Below are 26274 nucleotides of genomic sequence, written 5' to 3' on the forward strand. Positions count from 1 at the left end.
TCGGTGCCGGACAACCGCTTGCCGACAGGGCTTCCGGGCATAAGGTCGGAGTGACCCCTGCTACCCCTGGAGGACCAGGATGGAAACTCGCCGACTGGGCCGTCTCGGCCACGAGAGCTCGGTACTCATCTACGGCGCAGCGTCGCTCGGCGGCGTCGATCAGGACCGCGCCGACGCCTCGATCCAGGAGGCGCTCGATGCCGGCATCAACCATTTCGACGTGGCCGCCGACTACGGCGAGGCCGAACTGCGGCTCGGGCCCCGGATGCCGGAGATCAGGGACCGGATCTTTCTCGCCACGAAGACCGGCCGCCGGACCTTCGAGGAGGCCTGGAGCGAGATCAACCGGTCACTGGAGCGGCTGCAGACCGATCACGTCGACCTGATCCAGATGCACGCGGTCTGCGACCTGGAGAACCTGGATCTCGTCACCGGCAAGGGCGGTTCGCTGGAGGCGGCGGTCCGGGCCAAGGACGAGGGCATGGTCCGCGCGATCGGCATCACCGGCCACACCGCGCAGGCGCCGTCGGTGCACACCGAGGGCCTGCGCCGCTTCGACTTCGACAGCGTCCTGACGCCGCTCAACTACAAGCTGTCGACCGACCCGCGGTACGCCGCCGACTACGCCGCCCTGGTCGAGGCCGTGAAGGCCTCGGACGCGGCCCTGATGACGATCAAGATGATCGCCCGGCGGAACTGGGCCGACGGCGAGGAGAAGACGTACGACACGTGGTACCGGCCGTTCGACGAGCAGCGCTACATCACCGCCGCCACCGCCTGGCTGCTGAACGGGCATCCGGAGATCACCGGCCTGGCTACCGCGGGTGAGACGCGGCTGCTGCGCCAGATGGTCGTCGCGGAGCGCGAGCGGGCCGAGCTGTCTCCGGAGGCGGCCGCATCGATCCTCCAGGAGGTCCAGGACTACGCGTCACCCTTCGTGGACATGCCGATCTGACAAACGATTGACACCGTGGCCCAGGTCACATACGAGACTCCGCATTCCGGGCAGGTCGTACGGCGTACGGATACGGCCGGCCTGCCCTGAATCGGCCCTGAATCGGCCCTGAGTCCGGCCCGGGAGGGGTCCGGGAACAACTGACGGCCCGCTCGGTGTTGACTTCGGTGTACTCATCTACTTTCGGAGGTCGTAGTGGCAACGGTCGAGCTGACCCAGGACAACTTCAACGAGGTGGTCGGTGGCGACGGTCTCGTACTCGTGGATTTCTGGGCCGAGTGGTGTGGCCCGTGCAAGATGTTCGGACCGGTTTTCGAGAAGTCGTCCGAGACGCACGGCGACATCACCTTCGGCAAGGTCGACACCGAGGCTCAGGCAGAGCTCGCGCAGGCCTTCCAGATCTCGTCCATTCCGACCCTGATGGCGGTTCGCGACGGCGTCGTCCTGTACTCGCAGGCCGGTGCGCTGCCGGCGGCGAGCCTGGAGGACCTGATCGGGCAGCTGCGCGCGGTGGACATGGAAGAGGTCAAGGCCCAGATCGCCGCTCACGAGGCGGAGCACGGTACCGAGCCGCACACGCACTGATCTGACTCAGCAGGTCAAACGCTTCAACGGATCCGGGAGTTCGCGTCGAGCTCCCGGATCTGTTGTGCGACGGCGATCCGGTCCGGGCCCATCTGGAGTTTCGGGTTGTGGTCGAGGGCAGCGAGCAGCTGATTGCGATCGGCGGGCGTGAGCCGTCCCCAACCGTCGTACGCCAACTTCAGCGCGTGGTACTGCTCGTTGCCGCTCAGCGGACCGCGGATCGCCTCCAGCAGGACGTCGCTGTCGATCAGCGAACGGTCGCCCTCCATCAGGCCGAGGGCGAGCACCCGGACGACCGGTGACCCGGTGACGAACAGGTCCCGTACTTCGTCCTTGTCGAACTTCTCCACCGCGGCCGCGTTCGCGACCCGTCGCAGGATCCGGTCCATGAGCTGGCCGCGCAACGGGGTGAGTTGCTCGTCCCGAAGCTCGGAGTAGATCGTCGCGTACGCCGAGAGCTCGGGTCCCATCCCGAGTCGCTCGAGGGTTTCGGCGGCGTGCTTCGCGGTCTCGGCCATTTGGCGCAGCAGATCCACCTCGAACGCGCCGAGCTTCATCGAGCGGATCCGGTCGACGATCGACGGCATCACCAGGAGCAGCAGGCCGGCGGCGACCACCGTCACCAATTGCCCCTCGCTGACACCGGTGAACAGCCCGACGATGCCGGCGACGAGCAGGGCGCCACCCAGCACCAGACAGGCGATCCGCGCCGACACGTCCACCACCGGCCGCGCCTTGGTCGCCCACGTCGGCGTATCCCTCGCGGTCGCCCGCGCAGGCACAGCCGGCGGCGATCCGTTCCCGTCCGACATCCCGCCCCGCCTCCGTCCGTCGCTGCCAGGTTCTTGCTGATCGTGCCTGCCTCGTCAGGGTTCAGCAAGCGGTCGGGTGACGAGACGTTCGTCGGTCGATCGGCGCATCAGACGTGAGCCGCCGACCGCGTCGGTGAAACCCCACCGCCGGTAGAACGGCACGAGGTCCGGCTGACACACCAACTCGAGGCTCCGGACGCCGGTCAGCTCGGGATGGTTGACCACGGCATCCAGCAGTACGGCGCCGACGCCCGAACCGCGCTGCGACTCGTCGACGATCACGTCCAGCACCAATGCGACGTACGCATAGTCGGTGAGAACGCGCGCGAACCCGACAAGCGTGTCCCGGCGAGTCACCGTGATCACCAGATCCGAATGCTCGAGCAGCCCGGCGACGTCGCGCGGCGTACGGTCGCTCATCCACCACGCCGTACGCATCAGGTCGGTCAGCTCACCGATCCGTGCCGGGGCTACCGAGAACTCGAGTGTGGGGCCGGAGCCGGGCATCTAGAAGTCGCGGGAGCTGAGGACGCAGAATTCGTTGCCTTCGGGGTCGGTGAGGACGGTGAAGGTGGCGTCGGTGGGTTGGCCGACGTCGGCGCGACGGGCACCGAGGGCTTCCAGGCGGGCGATCTCGGCGTCGCGGTCCTGGCTGGTGTGTGGCGCGAAGTCGAGGTGCAGGCGGTTCTTCACGGTCTTGCCCTCGGGGACGGGGACAAAGACCATGCCGGGGCCGATGCGCTGCCACGGGATGTCCTTGACGGTCTCCGGTTCGACCCAGGCGGGGACGTTCACGCACTCGTCGTCGCTCTCGTGGATCGTCTTCCACCCGAATGCTTCGGCCCACCACGCGGCCTGTTTGCGGACGTCGTGACAGTCGATCACGACCGTGTACCAGCGCAGCACCATGAATGATCCTCCCCAGAACGTCGGAGAGCAGATCGTGGCACGAGCGACCGACAAAAACCGAGAGCGGGCCCTGGGCAGGGGATGTCAGCCAGGGCCCGCTCTCATTGCTGACCGGAGCGGCAACGTGGTGGCCTGAGGAGGCGCGGGCAGATGAGGCGCTGCGCGAGGAGGGTCACCGAAGGGGCTGCTCGAGGTGACGGTCAGCGGGATGGAGGGGCCACGTCATTGGAGCCCCTCCAAGCCGTCGTCAGCGAAGCGGGTCGAACGGACGCAACTCGGCGGGAGCGCGCCCCGTGGTGATGGTTTCCGCCAGCAACTGACCGGTGATCGGGCCGAGGGTGATCCCCCACATCCCGTGGCCGCCGGCGGCGAACACCCGCGGCGACGAGGTCGCACCGATCAGCGGCAGACCGTCCGGGGTGCACGGCCGCGGGCCGACCCACTCGAAGGTCCGGGCGTCCAGGTCGGCGTCCCGCAGCAGCGGCCGGGCGGCGTCGACGATCGCGTCGATCCGTCGCGGGTCGAGCTTCGCGTCGGGCTTGCGGAACTCCATCATCCCGGCGACCCGGAGCCGGTCACCCATCGGCGTGCAGGCGATCCGCTGCGCCGGGAAGTACACCGGGCCGGCCGGCACGTGCGCCATCGGCACGCTGAAGCTGTACCCGCGGCCTGCCTGCACGACAGTGCGAACACCGAACTGCCGCGCCAGGTCGCCCAACCACGCGCCGGTCGCCATCACCACCGCGTCGAACGGATCGGTCTCGCCGTCCCCGGTGAGCAGCCGGACGCCGCGGATCTCGTCGATCACGTCCTTGACCACGACACCGCTGATGATCTGCCCACCGCGGGCGACAACGGAGTCGGCGAGCAGCTGGACGTATTCACCGGGGTTGATGAAGCGCTGCCCGTGCAGCCGGATCGCCGCACCGATCTCGTCGGACAGCGACGGCTCGATCTCGCGGGCGTCGTCGCCACTGATCGCCTCGAACTCGATGCCCTGGCCGGCCGCGTGGATCTGCTCGATCTCCTCGAGCAGCACCGTGCGCTCCTCGACGGTGCGGTACGCGGCCAGGAACGACTTGGCCTCGTAGGTCTGCGCCTCGACGCCGGCCTTGGCCAGGAAGTCGAACGCGGTCAGCGACTGCCGGTTGATCGGGACCAGCGCCTCCATCGCGGTTTTCCAGCGTCCGGCGGTGCTGTTGCGAGCGAAGCGGGTGAGGAATTTGAGGAGCCGCGGGCTCGCGGTCGGTGGAACGTACACCGGTGAGGCAGGGCTCAGCACCGCACGGACGCCGTACTTGAGGACCGCTGGTTCGGGGAGCGGGGTGGCCAGGCCGGGGGTCAGCCACCCGGCGTTGCCCCAGGAAGCTCCCGCGGCGACGCCCTCACGATCGAGCACGGTCACCTCGACGCCGGCCTCCTGGAGGAACCAGGCGGTGGCCAGGCCGACCATGCCCGCGCCGACGACGGCGACGCGGTCCGGGACGATGTGCCCGTCAGAAACAGAACCAGCTGTGGTCATGTATCGATGGTGCGGCCGCTGCGCACCGCTGTCATGGTGCGATCACACCATTGACGGGACAAATAACTGTGCCCAGAGCACAATAACCTTCATGATCACCGCGTCTGACCTGTCTGCTGCCGTCGGCCCCGCGCTGTTCGAGGTCGTGGTCGCCGGCAAGGGTGACAGTGAGGTCCGTGACGTCTTCCTGGCTGACCCGCAGGAGCCTGCGACCGGCCAGCCCGGCGATCTGGTCCTGGGACTCGGCCTGCGCAATGCGGAGGACGCTGTCGAGCTGGTCGAGCGTTGCGCCGCCGGCAACGCCTCCGGAGTTGTACTGCGTACGGCGCTGGCGCACGAGCCGACCGTCGCGGCCGCAGCGGGGCGGGAGGTGCTGACACTCGTCGCTCTGCAGCCCAGCGTCACCTGGGCACATGTGGTCTGGCTGCTCCGCGGCGTGCTCGACCGAGCCGCCGCACCGGACTCCCCCGCCGCTGGAGACGCCGGCGTACACCAGGAACTGTTCGCACTGGCCGATGCCGCCGCTGCGATCGTCGACGCGCCGGTGACGATCGAGGACAACCAGTCCAGGGTTCTGGCGTACTCCTCCGGTCAGGACTTCACCGATCCGACGCGGGTGTCGACGATCGTCGGACGCCGCGTCCCGGCCGAGGTGATCGCGCATTTCCGGGCCCGAGGCATCTTCCGGCGGCTGGCCCGGTCCAGCGAGCCGTTCCTGGTGCCCGACGGACCGAACGGCATCCGCCCGCGCCTCGTCGTACCTGTGCGGGCTGGTGGTGAGTGGCTGGGGTCTATCTGGGCTGTTGTCGACGGTCCGGTGAGTGATGCGGTCACTACGGAGCTCAGCAACGCCGCGTCGGTACTGGCCTTGCACCTGTTGCGACTGCGGGCTCAGGCCGACGTAGCGCGCCGGAGTGCGATCGACCGGCTGCGGACGATCCTTCGGCAGTTCTCTCCGGACAACCCGGTCGACGTACGGCTGCCACGCCAGCCCTGGCGCGTCGTGGCGCTCGGTTCGCCGGAGGGGTACGACGTACCTCAGCAACTCGACCTCTGGGAGTCGACCGGTCGTCGGCACGGCTGGAGCGAGCCACAGCTCGCAGACCTCGACGGAACGGTGCTGGCCGTTGTCACCGACACCGACGGACCAGGGTCGTGGAACTGGCTGCAGAAGCTCGTCCTGGAGCAGACACCCGGCACGTACGCCGCCGCAGGTGGTCCGGCCCGCGGACCAGCCGATCTCCCGAGCTCCCGAGCCGAGGCCGTAGAACTGCTAGGTCTGGTACGCCGGGGACTCGCGCCCGGGCCCGTACTGAAAGTCGAGGACGCGTGGCACGTGCTGACGGTGCATCGGGCCGTCACGTCGCTTGACACCACCAAGATGGATGGTCCGCTCGCAACGCTGCTCCGGCACGATATCGAGCACGACACGGGCTACGTGGAGACGTTGCAGGCCTGGCTGGACTATCCGGGGCAACCGCAACGCGCGGCCCGCGAACTGCACCTGCACACGAACACCCTGCGGCACCGGATGAAACGGATCGGCGAGATCGCACACCTCGACCTGTCCGATCCGCGGGAGCGTCTCGCCCTGCAACTGCAGATCGCCGCGGTCCGCACGGAGCACTGACGCGGACACGTGACACTGACACTGACGACGGACACTGAGATCTTCGCCACAGCCCCATGTAACAAGGCTTCACATTCCGGCAACTGTTGAGCAACATCCGGCTGACAGAGTCTTCCTTGTCAGCCGGTCCGACGCTTCACCAGGGCGCCGGAACGGCGGACCAAGGTCCGAGCTTTTCACCAGGAAGCTCGGCCCACCGTGGGCCCGGCGATTGTCTGAGCGATCGCCGGGCCAACGGCATTTCACGACCCACGTTGCCTACGACAACCGGTTGACGATCGCCGAGTACACCCCAGGCAGCCGCGCCGCGGCAGGCACGATCCGCGGCGCGAGCACCGAGCGGTTGCGGGCCCAGAGCAACGTTGTGGTCAGCAGCCGGCACTCCCACGACACCCGGCGCCAGGCGGTCTCGTAATCCTGTGGACGGCCGGCCCGGACGCAGTCGACGAGTTCGGCCGATGTTCGCAGGGCCACGGCGATACCTTCGCCGGTCAGCGCGTCGACGTAGCCAGCGGCGTCGCCGACAAGCAGCACCCGCCCGGCCGTGCGAGCACGGACGCGTTGCCGGAGCGGTCCGGCGCCCATTACCGCACTGGCTGTTACCGCGCCCCGGAGTCGGCGCTTCAGCAGCGGGAACGCGTCGAGGTGCGAGCTGAAGCTGCCGCGAGCCGAGGTGAGGACCGCGACGCCGACCAGGTCGCCGGCGACCGGGGTGACATAGGCCTCGCCGAGAGGAGACCAGTAGACCTCTACGAGATCGGTCCACGGCGCGACCTGGAAGTGCTGTCGCAGACCGCGCCGGACCTCACCGGAGTTCTCGCTGCAGAGACCGAGTTGGCGACGGATCGGCGAGTGGAGGCCGTCGGCTGCCGCCAGATAGCGCGCGGTGATGCCGGCGGCGGTCACGGAGGCCAGGTTCTGCGTGATGGGCCCGACCCGGCCGTGGATCACCGGGATGTCGAGGGCGGCCAGGCGAGCGACCAGACCTGCGTGCAGAGTGGTACGGCGTACCCCGAGGCCAGGCCCCGCGGTGAACCGGGCGTCGACGGAGTGTGAGTCGTCGACGTACCGGATACCGTGGAACGGGCGGCCGGTGAGTTCCACGCCCAGGCGGTCGAGATACCCGACCGCGCTGTGCGCGATGCCCTCACCGCAGGCCTTGTCGACAGGCGCCGAGCGCGGCTCGACGACCGCGACCGACAGACCCGCCATCGCGGCGCGGATGGCGGTGGCCGCGCCGGCCGGCCCCGCACCGGCGACCAGCAGGTCGATCACGTCACCAGCGCCGACTTCAGTGCCGCCTCTTCGGAGCGGATCCGGACGGCCAGCAGCGGGATGTTCAGGACGGTGAAGACCAGCGCGGTGACCCACGCGGTGTGCACGAGCGGCAGCGCGATCCCCTCCGCGACGACCGCCACGTAGTTCGGATGCCGCAGGAACCGATACGGGCCCCGGGCAACCAGCTTCAACCCGGGTACGACGATCACGCGGGTGTTCCACTGATGTCCGAGCACCGTGATGCACCACCACCGCAGCCCCTGCGCGAGCAGCACGACCGCGAACATCGTCCACCCCAGCCACGGGATGAACGGCCGGTGCATCGCCTCCACCAGGCACGCCGCCAGCAGCAGGGTGTGCAGCGCGACCATGAACGGATAGTGCCCCCGCCCGTACTCCACCCCGCCCTGCGCGAAACTCCATTTGGCGTTGCGCAACGACACGACGAGCTCCGCCACGCGCTCGGCAGCGACGAGCAGGACCAGACCCACATACCAGCCGTACATCACCACTCCATCAGCACAAGCTCGGAACAGAACCCGGGACCCATCGCCAGCAACACCCCGGGTCCCTGGGGAGCAGGATCCATCTCGAGAGTGTCACCGAGCACGTGCAGCACCGATGACGACGACAGGTTGCCGACCGCATCGAGCGACTGCCACGTCAGATCCAGCGCGCCGGGCCGCAGCGCCAGCGTCTCCGCAACCGCCTCGAGCACCTTCGGCCCGCCCGGATGACTGACCCAGGTCCCGATCTCCGGCACCGTCAACGCGTACTCCCCCAGAAACCCGCGGACATCGCCACCCAGATACGTCCGCACCACCTCGGGTACGTCGGCCCCGAGCACGATCCGGAACCCGCCGGACCCGACGTCCCACCCCATCACCCGCTCCGAGTCCGGATACAACCGGCTGCGCGTCGCCACCACCGAAGGCCCGGACGCCAGCGGGTGCTCGGACCCCGTCATCACCACTGCCGCCGCGCCGTCCCCGAACAGTGCCCCACCGACCAGATTCGGTAACGAGGCATCGTCGCGCTGCAACGTCAGCGAACACAGCTCGACGGACAACAGTACGGCGACCTGCGTCGGCCACGCCGTCAGGTAGTCGTGCAGACGTGCGATCCCCGCCGCCCCGCCGACACACCCGAGCCCGAACAGCGGCAGGCGTTTCACGTCCTCCCGCAGTCCCAGCCGCAGGGCCACCCGCGCATCGATCGACGGCGCCGCCACTCCGGTCACCGTCGTGAACATCAGTACGTCGATATCGTCCAGCGTCAACCCGGCGTCGTGCACCGCTCCCGCGACCGCCTCCGCGCCGAGATCCACTGCCGTCGCGATCCACGCGTCGTTCGCCGCGCCGAAGTCCTTGAGTACGGCGTACTCCTCCAGCGGTAACGCCAGATGCCGGTACGACACCCCCGCGTTGGCGTGCAGCCGGCGCAACAACGCCGTACCCGCTCCGTCCGGAAGGCACATCGAGGCGAACGCATCCGTCAGCTCGGCCTGCGGATAGCGGTACGGCGGGAGCGCGGGCCGGACCGCTGCGATCCGCGTCATCGTGGCATCGTTACGTGGGTGGGGATCCTCAAGACGCTCCGCGGTCTGGCGCTCGCCTGCCATCCCGGTCCTACCGTTGCCGTCACCGCACTGGTCACGGCTGTCGCGTGGTCGGCCGGGCGCAGTCCGGCCGGGTGTCTCCTCGTCGCAGCAACGATCCTCACCGGCCACCTCTCGATCGGCTGGAGCAATGACGCGATAGATGCCGCCCGCGACACCATTGTGAACCGACGGGACAAGCCCGTGGTCCGTGGACTGGTGAGTCGGCGGACGCTCGCGATCAGTGCGGGCGTCATGCTGGTGATCACCATCCCCGTCTCCCTGGCCAACGGTCTCGCGGCCGGACTGGTTCATCTGCTGTTCGTCGCCTGCGCCTGGGCCTACAACCTGGGCCTGAAATCCACCGCGGTCTCCTGGCTCCCGTACGCCGTCGCGTTCGGCGCACTGCCGTCGTTCGTGACGCTCGGCACCGCGGATGTCTGGGCACCGTGGTGGGCCACCGCGGCGGGTGCCCTCCTGGGTATCGGTGCCCATCTGGCGAACGTCGTACCCGATCTGGACGACGATCTCGCGACCGGCGTCCGTGGCTGGCCGCAACGACTCGGCCGGTACGCCCGCCTGATCGCCCCGCTCCCGCTCGCCCTCGCGACCGGGCTGCTGGTGATCGCCCCGGCCGGCGCGATCGGTGTGATCGGCTGGGTCGCGCTGGCCCTGGTCGCGGCGCTGCTCGCCACGATCGTGCTCTGGCGGGACGCCCCGTTCCTGATCACGATCGCGATCGCCGCGGTCAGCGTCATCTCGCTGGTCCTGCGTGGCGACGCCCTCGTCTGACCTTCAGCGACTCTTCAGGTGCAGATCGTCGCCGCGTGTTTACGGTGGAACACATGCTCTTGCGACGAACGATCGCTGTGGTGCTCGCTCTGCTGGTCGCACTGGCCGGCTGTTCCCGGGCCGATCAGCAACCGACCTCCGTCAACACCGGCCCAGGCGCGGCCGACCGCCCGAACATGGTGTTCGTGCTCACCGACGACCTGTCGATGAACCTGTTGCAGTACATGCCACAGGTACAGAAGCTGGCCAAGGACGGCGCCTCGTTCGCGAACTACTCCGTGACGGACTCGCTGTGCTGCCCGTCGCGGTCGTCGATCTTCACCGGCAAGTTCCCGCACAACACCGGGGTGTTCACCAATGGCGGCGACGACGGCGGGTTCAAGACCTTCCACAAGCGCGAGAACGAGGACTCTACGTTCGCGACCGCGCTGCAGAAGGCCGGCTACCACACCGCGATGATGGGCAAGTACCTGAACGGCTACCAGCCGGACGGCACTGTCGACGGGCAGGACAACTACGTTCCGCCGGGCTGGGACGACTGGTTCGTCGCCGGCGACGGGTACAAGGAGTACAACTACACGCTGAACACGAACCACGAACTGGACAAGCACGGCAAGGAGCCGAGTGACTACCTGACCGACGTGGTGGCCGGGAAGGCGAGAGACGTGATCACGTCGTCGGCGGACGCCGGCAAGCCGTTCTTCGTCGAGGTCGCGACCTTCGCGCCGCACGGTCCGTACACACCGGCGCCGCAGGACAAGGACAAGTTCCCCGGGCTGACGGCTCCGCGCGACGCGTCGTACGACAAGCTGCCGGCCAACGCGCCGCCGTGGCTGGCCAAGCATCCGGCGCTCACCCCGAAGCAGCAGAAGGCTCTCGACGCCGCGTTCCGGAAGCGGGCGCAGGCCGTGCAGGCGGTGGACCGGATGGTCGGCTCACTGCGCGAGACGCTGGAGAAGGAAGGCGTCGCGAACAACACGGTCGTCGTGTTCAGCTCCGACAACGGGTACCACCTCGGCGAGCACCGGCTGACCGCGGGTAAACAGACCGCGTTCGAGACAGACATCCACGTGCCGTTGGTGATGACCGGTCCGGGGATCAAGGCCGGCAGCACCGTGCAGCAGCCCGCGCAGAACATCGACCTCGCGCCGACCTTCGAGACCCTCGCCGGGCTGACTCCCGCGAAGGACGTCGACGGCCGCTCGCTGACCTCGCTCTTCGGCGGTACGGCGCCCAACGACTGGCGTACGACGAGCCTCGTCGAGCACCACGGTCCGGACACCGACCCGACGGACCCGGATCATCCCCAGAAGGGCAGCGGCAACCCCACGACGTACGAGGCTCTGCGGACCGCGACGACGACGTACGTCGAATACTCGGACGGGACCGTCGAGTACTACGACCGCTCGAAGGACCCGCTCCAGCTGAACAACACGGCCTCCGCACTCCCGACGGCCCAGCGCGCCGCGCTGCACGCCAAGCTCATGGCGCTCAAGGCCTGCAAGGGCGAAGCTGCCTGCTGGAAGGCGGCCGGCTAGGCAGCGTCGGGCTTCAGCGGCGCGTTGCTGCCGAGGATCGCGGCCGTCAACGCCTCGGCCGGTTCCTTGGCGGCGCGCGGGTTGGTGATCAGCACCAGGTCGATCGGCGGCAGCTCCGGCAGCCCGGCGCTCGGCGGCGGCTCGACCAGGTCCGCGGGCATCAGCGACCGGGCGAAGATCGCGATCCCGAGCCCGGCCCGGACCGCCGCCAGTACGCCGTTGACGCCGCGCACGATGCACGTGATCCGGCAGGTGCGGCCGGCCTGCTCGAGCGACTGCACACCGAGCGACCGGCTCAGCGACGGCGCTTGGTAGGTGACCAGCGGGACCGGGCCGTCCGGCGCGATCCGGGTCCCCGAGATCCCGGCCCAGACGAGCGAGTCACGGCGTACCAGCCGGCCGTTCGGCTCGTAGCCGCCGCCCGCGCCGTGCTTGACGTAGGCGAGGTCGAGGTGGCCGGACTCGACCCGGCGGAGCAGGTTCGGGCTCTGGGCGACGGTCAGTTCGAGATCGATCCGCGGGTAGAGCTGGCGGAAGTCGCGCAGGATCTTCGGCAGCGGCGTCAGCGCCAGGTCGTCGGTGACGCCGAACCGCAGCCGGCCGCGGAGCTCCGAGCCGGTGAAGTATCCGGCCGCCTCCTCGTGCGCGGCCAGGATGGTGCGGGCGAAGCCGGCCATCGCCTCGCCGTCGGCGGTCAGCGTGACAGTGCGGGTGTCACGGACGAACAGCGGTCGCCCGACCGCCGTCTCGAGTTTGCGGACATGTTGACTCACCGTCGGCTGCCGGATGCCCAGCCGCTCGGCTGCCTGGGTGAAGCTGAGCGACTGCGCGACCGCGAGGAACGTCCGGAGCTGGTCCGGGTCGTACATCGATGCACCTCCCATTACGTCACGCAATAAGACTAATAGGAGTAATTCGTTGGGGGAATCCAGCGTCCACCCCTGAGGATGGAGGGGTCCTCCCCTGACCAGTCCAATCGCGTAGGGATCGCTCTTGACCACCCGGGCCACCGGTACTGTCCCGTCCACCGACTTCCACCTCCACCGCACCACCGACTCGACGAAACTCCGGGAAACGCAGGCGCGCCGCCCCGGTTTCAAGGACACCTTCAGCGCGCTGCGGGTCCGTAACTTCCGCCTCCTGGTCAGCGGTCTGCTGGTCAGTTCGACCGGCGGCTGGATCCAGCGCATCGCCCAGGACTGGCTGGTGCTCACGCTCACCGGCAGCGCCACCGCGGTCGGCATCACGACCGCGCTGCAGTTCCTCCCCACCCTCGTGCTCGGCCTGTTCGGCGGCGTGATCGCGGACCGCTTCCCGAAGCGGAAGATCCTGCTCGTCACCCAGATCACGATGGGCACCTGCGCCGGCATCCTCGCGCTGACCGCCTTCACCGGTCAGGTGCAGGTCTGGCACGTCTACACGATGGCGTTCGTCCTCGGCCTCGCCACGGCCGTCGACAACCCGACCCGGCAGTCGTTCGTCACCGAGCTGGTCCCCCGCGACACGGTCCGGAACGCGATCAGCATGGTGTCGTCGACGTTCCAGCTCGGCAGCCTGATCGGGCCCGCGCTCGGCGGCGTACTGCTCGGCACGATCGGCGCCGGCTGGTCGTTCGCGCTCAACGGCCTGACCTTCTTCGCCTCGATCAGCGCGCTGCTGCGGATGCGCGAGAGCGAGATGCCCGGGCTGCACGCGGCGCGGACGGCGAGCGCCGGGCTGCGGATCCGGGACGGGCTGCGCGACGGCGTGCGGTACGCGTTCCACGAGCCGGCCGTCCGCTGGGCGATCGCGCTGGTCGGGATCTACGGCATGTTCACGATCAGCCTGCCGGTGTCGCTGACCGCGTTCGCCGACCGGGTCTTCCACACCGGCGCGTCGGGGTACGGCGTCCTGAACTCGGTCGTCGCGGCCGGCGCGCTCGCCGGGGCGCTGCTCTCGGCCCGGCGGGTCCGGCCGACCCGGCTGCGGAACCTGATCGGCATCGCCTGCCTGCTGACCGTCACCGAGGTGCTCGCCGCGATCCAGCCGTCGCTGTGGACGTTCATCCCGGTGCTGGCGTCGATGGGGATGGCGACGCTGATGTTCCTGACCGCGGCCCAGTCGATGGTCCAGCTGACCACTCCGGACGGCCTGCGCGGCCGGGTCTCCGGGATCTACAACCTGGTCTTCATCGGGGGCGGCGCGATCGGCGGGCCGACGGTCGGGTACCTCGCACAGCACTTCGGGGCGCGCTCGGCGCTGGCCCTTGCCGGGCTGGTGCCGGCGATCGCGACGATCGCGATCGGTCTGCGGCTGCGGCGGGACGGGAAGTTCCGGCTGGTCCTTGTCCGGACCCGCTCCCCGTGGCACCAGGTCCCGCTGCGGCTCAACCTGCAGCAGACCGAGATCCAGCTGGCGGCACCGCAGAGCACTCCGCTGTGGAACCGCACGTCCCGCCCGTTCGCCCTCGGGCGCCGGCAGCACGCACGAATGGACTCACACGTCGGGCGCGTGCGCTCCCGCCGCCGCCCGCAACACCACTGAGTTCCCGGGGCAGGGCCGAGCGGCTGCCTTCCACCTCGCCCCTGCCCCGGGCCACTTTGTGCACCGAGCGCGTACTCCGGACGGCCGCGAATGCGCGCTGGGTGCACAAGGTGGCGTTGGCGCCAGGCCGGACCGCGTTGGAAGGCTCATCCGACCTGGCCGCCCGACCCTGTCGACGTGGAAGGTGAGGCGCCGAGGGTGGCGAGGTTTCCGCGGGCCGGGTAGGTGCGACCCATCGGGCCGGCGGCCATCGCGCGGATCAGGTTCGTCGTCACGGTCCGCGCGAACGCCACGCCCGCCGCGGTGAGTGAGAGTTTCGAGTTCGGCGCACGCAGGGCCGGGACCCACTCCATCGATCCGGTGTCGAAGACCCCGGCTCCGGACGCGACGGTGTAATACGTCGCGTCCGAGAACGTGTGCACTCCCGGTCCGCAGCTCACCGCCGAGTGCGCCACCGCCTGGAGGTTCGCGGGCGTCCCCGGGATCGGGTACGCCCGGTCGACCTCGGTCGAGACCAGCCCCGGGAACGACGTACCTCGCGTGCCGCTGAACAAGAAGAAGCCCCGGTCGTGCACCGTGAACGCACCGACCGCCGGGAAGCATTCGTACAGCATCCCGGTCAACGAGTTCTCGGGGCGCGGATCCGGCTTGCTGCGCCACTTCGCGGTCGTGTCCGGCCGGTTCTTCACCGGGTCCGCGGTCGCGTCCTTGTACCCGACCACCACCCGATCCGCCCCGAGCGGACTGTTCTCGTACCGGACCCGCCAGTAGACCGCGTTCGCGCCGAGAAACGCGACGTTCGTCCCTGCGTCCCGCGCCTTCGTCACCGCATTGCGCATGGCAACAGTCCAGTACTCGTCATGCCCCAGCGACACCACGCCACGTGCCCCGGCCAACGCGCCCGGCGCGGTGGCGAGATCCACACTCGTCAGATAAGCCAGCGGTACGCCGCTCCGCTCGGCCAACTGGATCAGCGGCATCTCCGACTGCACCAACGTGCGCGCGCCGTTACCGTCGTACGGCCGGTCGAACGTGACGCGGTGGGCACGACTCGCGAACGACTTGTCGGGACCGTTGTAGAGCGAGTAGCCGCCCCATTGGTTGTAGGCCTGGTACGTGTTCACCGCGTTCACGATCGCGACGGCGCCGCGGGTCGACTCCGAGCGGACGGTGATCGGGACGTACTTCTGCTTACCGTTGGCTGCCGTGAGGAGCAGCAGGTACGCACCGGGCGGCCAGCCTGTCGTCGGCACGGTGAGGGATGGTTGCCAGCTCGTGCTGACCATCCGGTCCGCCGGCCGCACGGTCGGCGCGGTTTGGGCGCGACCCGAGATCGTTGACGACGTCCACACGAGTCGGGCGCCCGTGCCGCCGTACCAGCCGACGCGGAAGGCCCGCACCGTGAAGGCGCCCGCGGTCGAGGTGACGAACAGGCGGAACGGTTGTCCGCCGCGGACGCTGACGTGATCGGCGTACCCGGCGAGCTCCATCGGCCCGGCGATCCGGTTCACCGCGATCCGCCAGGCGGTCGTCCCCGGCTTCGCGTTCTCGGCCACTAGCGCGGCGGTCGACGGCTTACCGGTGGATGGCTCACCAGTCGACGGCTGGCCGGACGATGGCTGACCGGTGGACGGCCGATCGGTGGTTGGTGACGGGTCCGAACCTGGTGTTCCCGAGCGGCACCCCGTTGCCGTCAACAGCAGGACAACACCCACCACGAACCATCGGCGCATACAGTCAGGCCCTCCCATTCACCGGCAGGTGGCTCGACGTACTCCCCACCGGCCCCCCTGTCCCACTCACCGTAGATGGTGACGCATGCAAGGTCGACAGGTCGCCGTGCGCGGGATGCGTCCGCCCCAATGGGCCGCCCGCCAGCGCCCGGAACACGTTGATCGTCACCTTCCGCGCGAACGCCACCGCCGCCGGACCCACCCCCGCCCTCGGGTCAGGTCCCGCCAGCGCCCGCACCCACTCGATCGAGCCGGTGGTGAACACGCCCGCCCCCGAGGCCGCCGTGTAGTACGACGCATCCGAGAACGTGTGGTGAGCCGGCCCACACGTCGTCGGCGAATGCGCCACCACCTGCAGGTTCGCCGGAGTCCCCGCGATCGGATAGGCCCGGTCCGCCTCGTCCCCGATCAGCCCGGGGTACGACGTCCCCGCGCGAACCCCGGTGCCCGCGAACAGGAAGAACCCGGGGTCCCGGATCGTGAACGCGCCGACCGCCGGAAAGCATTCGTACAGCATCCCGGTCAGGCTGTTCTCGGGCTCCGGGAACGGGTTGCTCCGCCACCGCACTGTCGTGTCCGACCGGTTCTTCACCGGATCCAGACGCGCGTCCTTGTACCCGATCAGCACCCGCCGCGGACCGAGCCGGCCGGCCGCGTACCGGACCCGCCAGAACACCGAGTTCGCGCCGAGGAACGCGAGGTTGGTCCCCGCGTCCCGCGCCTTCGTCACCGCGTCGCGCAGACCGGGCGTCCAGTACTCGTCGTGCCCGCCGAACACGATCCCGCGCGCGCCGGCCAGCAACCCCGGATCCGCGTCGAGATCCGCACTCGTCGCATAAGCCAGTCGTACGCCGCTCTGCTCCGCCTCCCGGATCACCGGCATCGCGTAGTCCATCAATCCGCGCGCGCCGCCGTCGTCGTAAGGCCGGTCGAAGGTCACCTCGAGCGAACGGCGCGCGGCCAGCTCGCGCGGACCGTGGTAGAGCGAGTAACCGCCCCATGCGTTGTACGCCTCCTCGGTGTTGACCGCGTCGACGATCAGCACCGCGTCCCGGGCGGAGTCCGACCGCACCACCATCGGCACGTACTTCTCCTTGCCGTTGGCCGCGCGCAACAGCAACAGGTACGCACCGGGCAGCCAGCCGGTGGTCCGGACCGTGAGCGACGGCCGCCAGTTCGTCGTCACCATTCGGAGCCTCGTCAACGTCGGCGCCGCCTGCCGCATGCCTCGTACGGCGGGTGACGTCCAGACGAGGTGGGCACCCGTTCCGCCGTACCAGCCGAGCCGGTAAGAGCGGACTGTGAAGTTGCCGTCGGACGAGGAGACGAAGAGCCGGAAAGGCTCACCGCTGCGGACGCTGGTGTGATCGGTGTAGCCGGCCAGGTCTGCGGGACCGGCCATCTGGCTCGTTCTGATGATCCAGCTGGTCGAGCCGGACCTGATGGTCTCCAGCGGACCTGGGACGGTGCCGGCCGCCGCGGCGGCGGGGTGCCTCGGGGTCGCCTGGCACCCGGAGATCAGAATCGTCGACAACGAGACCATGACAGCAAGGATCCCTGCGCGCACAGCCCCTCCTCTCGCCCTTTCGAAGGTTAGGAGCACGGAGCTTGGAACAGGCTGAGAGTGCGCGCGCCCCCGGCTGGATCAGGGCCGGGGGCGCGGGCTGCCGATGGCCCTGGTTCAGCCGGCCGGCGGGGCGTCATCAGGGAGCGGTGATGACGCCGACCGGGAGCACCTTGACGGTGCGGTGGTGCTTGGTGCCGCCGAGGACGACCTGCCGGAGTGCGACGTTGTTCTTCGTGCTCGACTCGTACAGCCGGTGCTCGGGGTTGGCGGTCACCTGGACGTAGTACGTGCCGTTGGCCAGGTTGGTGATGTCGAATGACTGGCCCGGCAGCGTCTGCACGTAGGTGTCGCCGGAGCCGACGTCCAGCACCTCGCGGACCGACAGCGAACTGTGGTCACCGCACGCGGTGTGCAGGTCGGTGTTGTCCGGGTGCCAGTTCGCGTTCTTGACCGTGTAGTCGATCGAGTCCGTCGCGGCCAGGCAGAACGCCTCCTTCTGGCTGCGGACCACCTCCGTCTGCTTCGCGTTCAGCAGGCTGTAGCGGGCGAAGTCGGTGAAGTGCCAGTGGTTGTGGCCCTCTCTGCCGTCCCACTCCAGCGTGCCCGTGTTCTGATACCCGACCTGCTTGCCGCGCGCGTCGTAGAAGTACTGGTACGCGTCCATCAAGTCTTTGCCCTGGCGACGGAATCCGTCGAGCACGAGCGGCGACGGGCCCGCGTTCCAGACGGTCGCGGAGAACTGCAGGAAGTCCTTGTTCGCATCCGGAGTACCGGCGTCACCCGGCGCGACTTCGATCCCCCACGCGGGCACCGGCCGCAGGTCCGGCTTCGGCCCGTTCGGCACGCTCGCCGTACCGGTCGGCCGGGCTGCATTCGGCTTCGGTGTCGCTGCACTCACCGCGCGCTTGGCACCAATGCAGCCTCGGACACAGGTGTCGCCCTTCTGCACCGTGACATTCAGGGTGACCGCGGCGTCCTTCGCAGGGATCTCGAAGAAATCCCGATACGCCTTGTTCACCGTCACCGTGGCCTTGTACTTGCCGACCGCGAGCTTCGCCGGAGCTCCGTCGTTGAACGTCTGCGCCGACCAGCCGGTCTGCAGTCCCCACACCGCCCCTTGCGTGAACGGGTTCGCCGTACAGCCGTCCGGGTACGGCGAGGTCGCCGGCGCATCCGGACGGGTCCGGGACCCGTCGCCGTTCAGGCAGACCGTCTGGTCCTTGTCCAGCACCTTCTTGCCCGCCGCGTTGGTGAGCGTGAGGTGCAGGAACTTCCCGAGCCCGGAGAAGTCCGTGACCATCCCCTTCGGCAGCTGCCGCACCGGCTTGCCGCGCACGTACTGCGTCGCGACCACCGGCGACGCGTACGACGCCCGCGTCGCGCGCACCTCGATCGGTGCGTTACCCGCCACCACATGGGTCCCGAGATCGAGGTCGACGCCGTAGTCCTCGACATCGGTCAACGTCACGTCGATGCTTCCGGCAACCAACTTCAGCGGTGGCCGCGCGGCCGTCGTACCCGACTGTCCACCGGTGGCCGCCGATGCGCCCGCGGCCGCGAGTGCGACCAGGCCCGCCGCCCCGGCCACGGCGACCGCCGTCCGGCCGAGTTTCTGTGCCTTCACGATGATGAAACCCCCTCCTGCACCCGGCCGGTTTCCTCACGAGACCGGCCTGTTGCTGGTACGACGACCCGGCGGCGGACCGAAGTTGATCAAGGTTCCATGGCAGTCGTGTCACGGGAAGTCACGACACCCGAATACTTGACTGTGTAAATTAAACGCACCTAGGCTCGGCGAGGTCCGCTCACTCCTCCCCCGGAGGACCATCACATGTCCTTGAGACACCGCACCACGTTCGTGCTGGCTGCCGTCGCCCTGGTGTCGACCGCAGCCGTCGCCACGACAGGCACCGCCCCGGCGTCCGCGGTCCAGAGCGCCGCCCCGACTCCCACCGCCCCTCGACAGATCGCCGCCAAGCCCTACATGGGCTGGAGCAGCTGGAGCCTGCAGTCCACCAACTACCCAGGCGTGAACCCTGACGGCCCGGGCAGTTTCATCAGCGAGAAGAACATCCTCACTCAGGCGAACGCCCTGGCCACCAAGCTCAAGCCGTACGGCTATGAGTACATCAACGTCGACGCCGGCTGGCAGGACGGCGGCGACGAGTACGGTCGCCCGGTCGCCAACCTGAAGCGGTTCCCGCGCGGCATGAAGGCTGTCGGCGACGACATCCACAAGCTCGGCCTGAAGTTCGGCATCTACACCGTCGTCGGACTCGGCACGGACGTGTACCGCGACGGCAACACCCCGATCTACGACGCGCCCGGCTGCTTCACCCGCGACATCGTGTATCCCGACCTGCGCAAGACCAACGGCTGGGACGCGGCGTACAAGATCGACTACGCGAGCCCGTGCGCGCAGAAGTACGCCGACTCGATCGCCAAGCTGTTCGCGTCCTGGGGCGTGGACTTCATCAAGATGGACGGCGTCGGCCCCGGCTCCTGGAAGGGCGCGCCGGACGATCCGAACCACAACAACACCGAGGACATCGAGGCGTGGTGGCGCGCGGTCCAGAACGCCGGCCGCCCGATGATGTACACGCTGTCCTGGTCGCTCAGCCATCGGTACGCCGACGTGTGGAAGGCGAACTCGAACGGCTGGCGGATCGATACCGACGTCGAGTGCTACTGCGACACGATCGTCAAGTGGGACAGCTCGGTGAAGGCCCGCTGGTGGGACCTGCCGCAGTGGATCGACGACGCCGGCCCCGGCCACTGGAACAACCTCGACGCGCTGAACGTCGGCGTCGGCGCGATGGACGGCCTGACCGACGCGGAACGCCAGAGCTACATGACGTTCTGGGCGATCAACTCGGCACCGCTGTTCGCCGGTGACGACCTGACCAAGCTCGACGCGTACGGTCTGAAGCTGCTGACGAACCGCGAGGTCATCGCCATCAACCAGTCCGGCAACCCGGCCCGTCCGCTGAACCAGGACCAGCTGCAGCAGGTCTGGTACGCGCAGAACGCCGACGGCAGCACCACGGTCGCGCTGTTCAACCTCGCCGACTCCCCCGCCACGGTGACCGGCAACTTCGACCAGCTCGGGATCGGTGGCACGGCGACCGTCCGCGACATCTGGGCGAACCGGAACATGCGTGACGTCAGCGGTTCGGTGAGCGCCGAGCTGCCCGCGCACGGGTCGAAGCTGTACAAGATCACGCCGGGCAACGTTCCGGTGAGCATTCCGGCGGACGTGACCGCGACCGACGTCAGCGATACGACGGTGTCCCTGGACTGGCGGCCGAGCGCCGGCGCCACGTCGTACCAGGTGTTTGCCAATGGCAAGCAGGTGGCGACGAGCACGAAGCCGAGCACCGTGGTGCGTGGGCTGACGGCGCAGACGCAGTACACGGTCACGGTGAAGGGCGTGAAGGGCGGTCGTACGTCGGAGGCGAGCGCCGCCGTGACGATGTACACCGCGGCGGCGGGCGGACCGGTGCGGTACGAGGCGGAAGCGCCGACGAGTACCCGGACCGGCGACGCGAGCGTCTCGGACTGCAAGCTGTGCTCGGGTGGCGCGAAGATCGGCAACATCGGGTACGGGTCGACGGTGACGCTGAACGACATCACGGTACCGGCGACCGGGACGTACCTGGTGAAGATCGCGTACACCGACGGCGACACCAGCCGGCAGAGCATGCTGACGGTCAATGGCGCCGACAGCTACTGGGTGAACTACCACGGCCTCGGCGACAACGACTGGGGTACGCCGCAGGTCACCTACCTCCCGGTGACGCTGGCGGCGGGCTCGAACTCGCTCAAGATCAGCAACCCGAACGGCTACATCGCCGACATCGACTGGATCAGCGTGTAACTGCGCCGCTGGACCGCGGGGCCGGCTCCACCAGGGCCGGCCCCGCGTTTTACTGGACGTATGAGCGCCTACCCCGAACCACTGATCCCGCCCGGTGGGACCGCACCGGTCCCGCGCCGGATCCGCGCGTTGCTCGACGATCGCGTCGTCCTGGACACCCACAACGCGATCTACCTCTGGGAGTTCCCGCCGTACCCGCAGTACTACGTCCCGCTCGCGGACGTCGCCGAAGGGGTACTGACCGACACCGGCGAGACCCGGACCTTCGAGCACGGTGTCGCCCGCGTCCACACGGCCGGTTCAGGCAAGGCCTGGGTGTACGACGACGGTGTCGCAAAGGACCGGGTCCGGTTCCAATGGGATGCGCTGGACAGCTGGTTCGAGGAAGACGAGGAAGTCTTCGTCCATCCCCGCAACCCGTACTCGCGGGTCGACGCGATCAAGTCGACGCGGCGCCACCAGGTGTCCGCGGACGGCGTACTGCTGGCGGACTCGTCGTCCGTCGTCATCGTCTTCGAGACCGGGTTGCCGCCGCGCTATTACTTCCCGCGCACGGCCGTCCACCTCGAACACCTGACCCCGACCGAAACCGTCACCGCATGCCCGTACAAGGGCCGGACCTCGGGCTACTGGTCGGTCCCGTCGGTGCCCGACGTCGCCTGGTCGTACGACTTCCCGACCGCGAACCTGTTACCGATCGCCAACCACATCGCGTTCTTCAACGAGAACGTCGACATCACCGTGGACGGCGTACCACAGGAGCGGCCGGTCACCCCGTTCTCGAACCCAGGTCAGCGACCAACCGATGGAACCGTGAACACTCGATGAAGCATCAGATGCCGGCGGTGGTGGCGCCGTCCATGGTGATGATCGACGCGGTGACGTAGCTGGCCAGTGGGGACGCGAGGAACACCGCGACGTTCGCGACCTCCTCGGGTTCGCCGACGCGCCCCATCGGGATGTCGCGGACCATCTCCGCGAGGAGGTCGTCCTTCGGCCGGCCGGTCGCCCGGACCGCGGCCTCGAGGCCTTCGTCCACGCGCGTCGTCCGGGTCGTGCCGGGGTTGATCACGTTCACCCGGACGCCCTGCCCCGCGTACGCCTTCGCGTACCCGACCGACGCCAGCATCAACGCCGCGTTCGCCGCGCCGCCGCCGATGTGCAACGGATTCGCGGCGCGACCGCCCTGACCCACGACGTTCACGATCGCGCCGCTCCCGCGCTCCGCCATCCCGCGAATGACGGCCTCGGTGGCGTGCATGTACGTGAAGTACTTCGCCTCCATCGCCGCATGCAGCGCCGTACTGTCCAGCTCGTCGACCGGCGTCCGCCGCGCCGCCCCGGCGCAGTTGATCAGGATGTCCGGTACGCCGATCCGCTCGAAGGCGGCCCTGGTGGCCTCGGCGTCGGTCAGGTCGACCGCCTCGACCCCGAACGTCACGTCCGCCAGTTGCTCCTGCGCTTTCGCAAGGTTGGCGGCGTCGCGGGAGATCCCGGTCACCGCCGCGCCTTCGCGCGCGAGCGCCGCCACACACGCGAGGCCGATGCCCTTACTGGCACCGGTCACCACGGCCGTCTTGCCCGAGAGTTGCAGGTCCACTCACTTCTCCTCGACGTCGATGTCTTTGGCAACGACTTGGAATTGTCGCTGTTCCGGCCTTGAACGGATCAGTACGATGGGTAACCAGATCGACACTCTTTGTTTCGACGCCTGATGCCCGAGCTGCAGGTCGGGTCTGGTGCTCCAGCGCCGTAGCGAGCAGGTGCTCGGTGCGGTAGCTCGGTGCGCGGGAGTGAAGGACTCGATGCGGAGCATCGTGGCCTTTGCTCACGTGCAGCGAGATGCCGTGCCGAGCGACGCGCAGTAGGTGCTGGAGCACCAGACCCGACCATTCCCTGAGCACCGACGCCGGAGGACTTTCCCGTGCCGACCACCCATTCCCCACCTGCTTCCAGTGAACGCTCTTCCTGGAAGGTAATACTCCATCACGACCTGCCGGCCTCGCTGGTGGTGTTCCTCATCGCGATACCGCTGTCGCTGGGGATCGCCGCCGCGTCCGGCGCCCCGCTGATCGCCGGCCTGGTGGCCGCTGTCGTCGGCGGTGTCGTCGCCGGCGCGCTCGGCGGCTCCCCACTCCAGGTCAGCGGCCCGGCGGCCGGCCTGACGGTCGTCGTCGCCGGACTGGTCAGCCAGTTCGGCTGGGCCGCGACCGCTGCCATCACCTGCGCCGCCGGCCTGCTGCAGATCCTGCTCGGCGTCACCCGCATCGGACGGCTGGCGCTCTCGCTGTCACCGGCCGTCGTCCACGGCATGCTCGCCGGGATCGGCGTCACGATCGCCGTCCAGCAACTGCACGTCGTGCTCGGCGGCAAGGCCCAGAGCTCGCTGATCGCGAACATCGCCGCGCTCCCCGCGCAACTGATCGCTCACCACGGGCACTCGGTCGTGGTCGGCGTACTGACCGTCGCGATCGTGCTCGCCTGGCCGCGGATCCCCAAGGTCAAAGCGGTTCCGGCACCACTGGTCGCCGTGGTCGCGGTGACCGCACTGGCGGCGGTCGCGATGCCCGACGTGACGCGGGTCGACCTGCCGGACAACCCGTTGCAGAGCCTGATCATGCCGGCGATGCCCGAGGGCACGCCGGTCGAGATCATCACCGCGGTGCTCACCGTGGCGCTCGTCGCCAGCGTCGAGTCACTGCTGTCGGCCGTTGCCGTCGACAAGCTTCATCGTGGCAGCCGCAGCAACCTCGACCGCGAGCTGATCGGCCAGGGGGCCGCGAACGCCGTCTCCGGCGCGCTCGGCGGGATGCCGGTCACCGGCGTCATCGTCCGCTCGTCGACCAACGTCGCGGCCGGCGCGCGGACCCGGGCCTCCTCGATCATGCACGGCCTGTGGATCGCGGCGTTCGTACTCGCCGCCGGATCGATGCTCGAACTCATCCCGATGGCCGCGCTGGCCGGCGTACTGCTGGTCACCGGTCTGCGCCTCGTGCAGCTCGCCCACATCCGCACGCTCCGCCGGCACGACGAGCTCCTCGTCTACGTCGTGACCGCGGTCGGCGTCGCCGCCCTGGGACTGGCCGAAGGCGTGCTGCTCGGTCTCGTACTGGCGCTCGTCCGGCTGCTCTACCGGCTCGCGCGAGCCACGGTGACGGCGACCGAGTCGAACGGCGTCTGGACGGTGCGGATCCGCGGAGCGCTCGTGTTCCTCGGCGTCGCGTCGCTCGTGCGCACGCTGCGATCGATCCCCACCGGTGCGCATGTCCGTGTCGTCCTCACCGTTGATCACCTCGACCATGCGGCCCACGAAGCGATCGAGGACTGGCAGCGCGGGCACATCGCGCGCGGCGGCTCGGTCGAGGTGCACCGGCCGGGATCGGGCCAGCAGGTCTCGATGCTGGACGGCGTCCGCGAGTTCGAGGCGACGGCCGACCAGATCCGGCCGCTGCTGGCGAAACTCGCGGCCGAAGGACAGCGACCGGAGCATCTGTTCATCACCTGCGCGGACTCGCGGATCGTCCCGACGATGATCACCACCAGCGGTCCGGGCGACCAGTTCTGCGTCCGGAACATCGGCAACCTGGTGCCGGCCAAGGGATCGAACAGCAGCTCCGTCGACGCCGCGATCGAGTACGCCGTCGACGTCCTCGGGGTGAAGTCGATCGTGGTCTGCGGACACTCCGCGTGCGGCGCCGCCGCGGCCGCGCTGGCCGCCGACGTCCCCGAGGGCTCGGGCCTGCGGAGCTGGCTCCGGCACCTCGAACCATCGGTACGACGGGCCTTCACCCTGCCGGACATCGTCGACCCCGCGAGCGGCGTGAAGCTGTCCCCCGCGGACAAGCTGTCGGTCGCGAATGTCGCCGTACAGCTGGAGAACCTGCGGAGTTTCGACTGTGTCCGCAAGGCCGAGGATCAAGGCCGGCTCGAGTTGATCGGGCTCTGGTTCGACATCGGCGCGGCCGCCGCGCGACTGGTCGTGGACCGCGCGCCCTTCCTGGTCCGGGCCGACGACGAACTGTCGAAGATCAGGAGCAACGGTACGGCGAGCGCGATCGCCACCAACCCGTCCAGCCAGTAGTGGTTGGCAGTGACCACGACGACCGTGAAGGTGAGCACCGGGTGTGCGATCCACAGCCACCGCCACCGTGAGCTCGTCGCCCGGATCAGGAAGACCGCGACCAGCAGCGACCAGCCGACGTGCAGGCTCGGCATCGCGGCGAACTGATTCGCGACACCGGAGTGCGTGCTCGGTCCGTAGACCGACTGGCCGAGCAGCACCCCGGTGTCGACCCAGCCCGGCATCATCCGCGGCGGGGCGAGCGGGAAGAACATGTGCCCGATCAACGCCAGCCCGGTCAGCGACGCCAGCGCCCAGCGCGCCTTCCCGTACGCGGCCGGGCGGCGGATCATCAGCCACAGCAGGACCGCCGCGGTCAGCGGGAAGTGCACGCTCGCGTAGAACACGTTCGCGACCCGGGCAAGTCCGTCGACCTGCAACGCGTGGTGCTGGAGCGTCGCCTCGCTCGGCAACCCGAGCCAGGCCTCCCACCGGATCAGCTCGTGCGCGTGTTTGAAAGCCGCGCCCGAATGCTCGGCCGAGAGAAACCGGCCCAGGTTGTAGACGCCGAAGAGCAGTGCGAGCAGCGCGATCTCCCGGACGATCCGCCACAAGCCGCCGTGCCCACTGTGCTGCTGCCCAAGCTCAGGCAGTTGCCCCACCCGGTCCAGAGTCACCTGCGCCATGCCGACCCCCAGCTCAAACCGAACGCTCGTTCTCTGAAAATCCACCCTGCGCCCGGGATCGCCCGCAGATCAAGAACGGTCATTCGTTTTCCGATGTGATCCTTGGCACTATTTCAAATTATCGCAATCTGCTGATAGTTGCGAAGAATATGAACCAACTCACACCGTGGGAACCTCGCTCTGGCCCTCACGGCTTGCGCGGTCCGCTTC

General features: G+C 68.8%; 21 protein-coding genes and 1 pseudogene. 9 read left to right on the forward strand and 13 right to left on the reverse strand.

Annotated features, from left to right (window positions below; all coding sequences use genetic code 11):
* The first annotated feature begins 79 nt into the window (after positions 1 to 79).
* Both ACFYRH_RS36285 and trxA read left to right on the forward strand, forming a co-directional pair.
* Positions 80 to 955, forward strand: a complete 876-nt coding sequence (locus ACFYRH_RS36285) for an aldo/keto reductase (RefSeq protein ID WP_387784622.1) — start codon at positions 80 to 82, stop codon at positions 953 to 955.
* Positions 956 to 1150: 195 nt separating this feature from the next.
* Entirely contained in the window at positions 1151 to 1540 is a 390-nt protein-coding gene (gene trxA / locus ACFYRH_RS36290; protein ID WP_387784624.1) for a thioredoxin, read from the forward strand.
* A 23-nt stretch (positions 1541 to 1563) separates the two neighbouring features.
* Here trxA and ACFYRH_RS36295 read toward each other — a convergent pair whose 3' ends face one another.
* The 4 genes from ACFYRH_RS36295 to ACFYRH_RS36310 all read right to left on the reverse strand — a co-directional run bounded on the left by ACFYRH_RS36295 (position 1564) and on the right by ACFYRH_RS36310 (position 4783).
* Complete coding sequence (locus ACFYRH_RS36295) at positions 1564 to 2352, reverse strand: hypothetical protein (RefSeq protein ID WP_387784626.1); 789 nt, start codon at positions 2350 to 2352, stop codon at positions 1564 to 1566.
* 54 nt (positions 2353 to 2406) lie between these two features.
* Positions 2407 to 2859: a GNAT family N-acetyltransferase gene (locus tag ACFYRH_RS36300; RefSeq protein WP_387784628.1), complete on the reverse strand. Its 453-nt coding sequence runs from the start codon at positions 2857 to 2859 to the stop codon at positions 2407 to 2409.
* Positions 2860 to 3261 carry a VOC family protein gene (locus tag ACFYRH_RS36305; RefSeq protein ID WP_387784629.1) on the reverse strand — a complete coding sequence of 134 codons (402 nt, stop codon included), beginning with the start codon at positions 3259 to 3261 and terminating at the stop codon, positions 2860 to 2862. It abuts the gene before it with no gap.
* A gap of 247 nt (positions 3262 to 3508) precedes the next feature.
* Positions 3509 to 4783 (reverse strand): NAD(P)/FAD-dependent oxidoreductase, encoded by a 1275-nt coding sequence (locus tag ACFYRH_RS36310; RefSeq protein WP_387784631.1) that lies wholly within the window; start codon positions 4781 to 4783, stop codon positions 3509 to 3511.
* 91 nt (positions 4784 to 4874) lie between these two features.
* On the opposite strand from ACFYRH_RS36310, the gene ACFYRH_RS36315 reads away from it, so the two are divergent.
* Positions 4875 to 6413, forward strand: a complete 1539-nt coding sequence (locus ACFYRH_RS36315; RefSeq protein WP_387784632.1) for a PucR family transcriptional regulator — start codon at positions 4875 to 4877, stop codon at positions 6411 to 6413.
* Between the two features lie 258 nt (positions 6414 to 6671).
* On the opposite strand, the gene ACFYRH_RS36320 is transcribed toward ACFYRH_RS36315, so the two are convergent.
* Genes ACFYRH_RS36320 through ACFYRH_RS36330 form a run of 3 tightly spaced genes read right to left on the reverse strand, consistent with a single transcriptional unit; the run spans position 6672 to position 9249 of the window.
* Complete coding sequence (locus ACFYRH_RS36320; protein ID WP_387784634.1) at positions 6672 to 7688, reverse strand: NAD(P)/FAD-dependent oxidoreductase; 1017 nt, start codon at positions 7686 to 7688, stop codon at positions 6672 to 6674.
* Positions 7685 to 8197, reverse strand: a complete 513-nt coding sequence (locus ACFYRH_RS36325) for an isoprenylcysteine carboxyl methyltransferase family protein (RefSeq protein WP_387784635.1) — start codon at positions 8195 to 8197, stop codon at positions 7685 to 7687. Before ACFYRH_RS36325 ends, ACFYRH_RS36320 begins: the two co-directional genes overlap by 4 nt.
* Positions 8197 to 9249: a type III polyketide synthase gene (locus tag ACFYRH_RS36330; protein ID WP_387784637.1), complete on the reverse strand. Its 1053-nt coding sequence runs from the start codon at positions 9247 to 9249 to the stop codon at positions 8197 to 8199. The genes ACFYRH_RS36325 and ACFYRH_RS36330 overlap by 1 nt, the downstream gene beginning before the upstream one ends.
* Before the next feature lie 18 nt (positions 9250 to 9267).
* Here ACFYRH_RS36330 and ACFYRH_RS36335 point away from each other — a divergent pair, with 18 nt between their 5' ends.
* On the forward strand, positions 9268 to 10080 hold the full coding sequence (locus ACFYRH_RS36335) for a UbiA family prenyltransferase (RefSeq protein ID WP_387784638.1): 813 nt from the start codon (positions 9268 to 9270) through the stop codon (positions 10078 to 10080).
* A gap of 53 nt (positions 10081 to 10133) precedes the next feature.
* A complete protein-coding gene (locus ACFYRH_RS36340) occupies positions 10134 to 11618 on the forward strand; it encodes a sulfatase (protein WP_387784640.1) in 1485 nt (494 codons plus the stop codon).
* On the opposite strand, the gene ACFYRH_RS36345 is transcribed toward ACFYRH_RS36340, so the two are convergent.
* Positions 11615 to 12487, reverse strand: coding sequence for a LysR family transcriptional regulator (locus ACFYRH_RS36345; RefSeq protein ID WP_387784642.1), 873 nt, complete (start codon positions 12485 to 12487; stop codon positions 11615 to 11617). The two genes, ACFYRH_RS36340 and ACFYRH_RS36345, sit on opposite strands and share 4 nt — an antisense overlap.
* 124 nt (positions 12488 to 12611) lie before the next feature.
* Here ACFYRH_RS36345 and ACFYRH_RS36350 point away from each other — a divergent pair, with 124 nt between their 5' ends.
* Positions 12612 to 14141 carry an MFS transporter gene (locus ACFYRH_RS36350; RefSeq protein ID WP_387784644.1) on the forward strand — a complete coding sequence of 510 codons (1530 nt, stop codon included), beginning with the start codon at positions 12612 to 12614 and terminating at the stop codon, positions 14139 to 14141.
* Positions 14142 to 14287: 146 nt separating this feature from the next.
* On the opposite strand, the gene ACFYRH_RS36355 is transcribed toward ACFYRH_RS36350, so the two are convergent.
* The 3 genes from ACFYRH_RS36355 to ACFYRH_RS36365 all read right to left on the reverse strand — a co-directional run bounded on the left by ACFYRH_RS36355 (position 14288) and on the right by ACFYRH_RS36365 (position 19065).
* Positions 14288 to 15697 carry a N,N-dimethylformamidase beta subunit family domain-containing protein gene (locus ACFYRH_RS36355; protein WP_387784646.1) on the reverse strand — a complete coding sequence of 470 codons (1410 nt, stop codon included), beginning with the start codon at positions 15695 to 15697 and terminating at the stop codon, positions 14288 to 14290.
* A 181-nt stretch (positions 15698 to 15878) separates the two neighbouring features.
* Positions 15879 to 17441 (reverse strand): N,N-dimethylformamidase beta subunit family domain-containing protein, encoded by a 1563-nt coding sequence (locus ACFYRH_RS36360; protein WP_387784648.1) that lies wholly within the window; start codon positions 17439 to 17441, stop codon positions 15879 to 15881.
* Between the two features lie 136 nt (positions 17442 to 17577).
* On the reverse strand, positions 17578 to 19065 hold the full coding sequence (locus ACFYRH_RS36365) for a lysyl oxidase family protein (protein WP_387784650.1): 1488 nt from the start codon (positions 19063 to 19065) through the stop codon (positions 17578 to 17580).
* Positions 19066 to 19272: 207 nt separating this feature from the next.
* Here ACFYRH_RS36365 and ACFYRH_RS36370 point away from each other — a divergent pair, with 207 nt between their 5' ends.
* Together ACFYRH_RS36370 and ACFYRH_RS36375 are read left to right on the forward strand one after the other, a co-directional pair.
* Positions 19273 to 21318 (forward strand): fibronectin type III domain-containing protein, encoded by a 2046-nt coding sequence (locus ACFYRH_RS36370; RefSeq protein WP_387784652.1) that lies wholly within the window; start codon positions 19273 to 19275, stop codon positions 21316 to 21318.
* Positions 21319 to 21378: 60 nt separating this feature from the next.
* Positions 21379 to 22146 carry a DUF427 domain-containing protein gene (locus tag ACFYRH_RS36375; protein WP_387784654.1) on the forward strand — a complete coding sequence of 256 codons (768 nt, stop codon included), beginning with the start codon at positions 21379 to 21381 and terminating at the stop codon, positions 22144 to 22146.
* Between the two features lie 4 nt (positions 22147 to 22150).
* Here the strand turns inward: ACFYRH_RS36375 and ACFYRH_RS36380 are convergent, their stop codons facing one another.
* Positions 22151 to 22918: an SDR family oxidoreductase gene (locus ACFYRH_RS36380; RefSeq protein ID WP_387784656.1), complete on the reverse strand. Its 768-nt coding sequence runs from the start codon at positions 22916 to 22918 to the stop codon at positions 22151 to 22153.
* A gap of 324 nt (positions 22919 to 23242) precedes the next feature.
* On the opposite strand from ACFYRH_RS36380, the pseudogene ACFYRH_RS36385 reads away from it, so the two are divergent.
* A pseudogene (locus tag ACFYRH_RS36385) lies at positions 23243 to 25219 on the forward strand (SulP family inorganic anion transporter); the annotation flags it as partial.
* Positions 25220 to 25233: 14 nt separating this feature from the next.
* On the opposite strand, the gene ACFYRH_RS36390 reads toward ACFYRH_RS36385, so the two are convergent.
* The gene (locus ACFYRH_RS36390; RefSeq protein ID WP_387784658.1) at positions 25234 to 26064 is read right to left on the reverse strand and encodes a phosphatase PAP2 family protein; all 831 of its coding nucleotides are present in this window, start codon (positions 26062 to 26064) and stop codon (positions 25234 to 25236) included.
* Positions 26065 to 26274 lie beyond the last annotated feature (210 nt).

Origin of the sequence: Kribbella sp. NPDC004875 (assembly GCF_042873375.1) — a bacterium.
Classification (GTDB): Bacteria; Actinomycetota; Actinomycetes; order Propionibacteriales; family Kribbellaceae; genus Kribbella.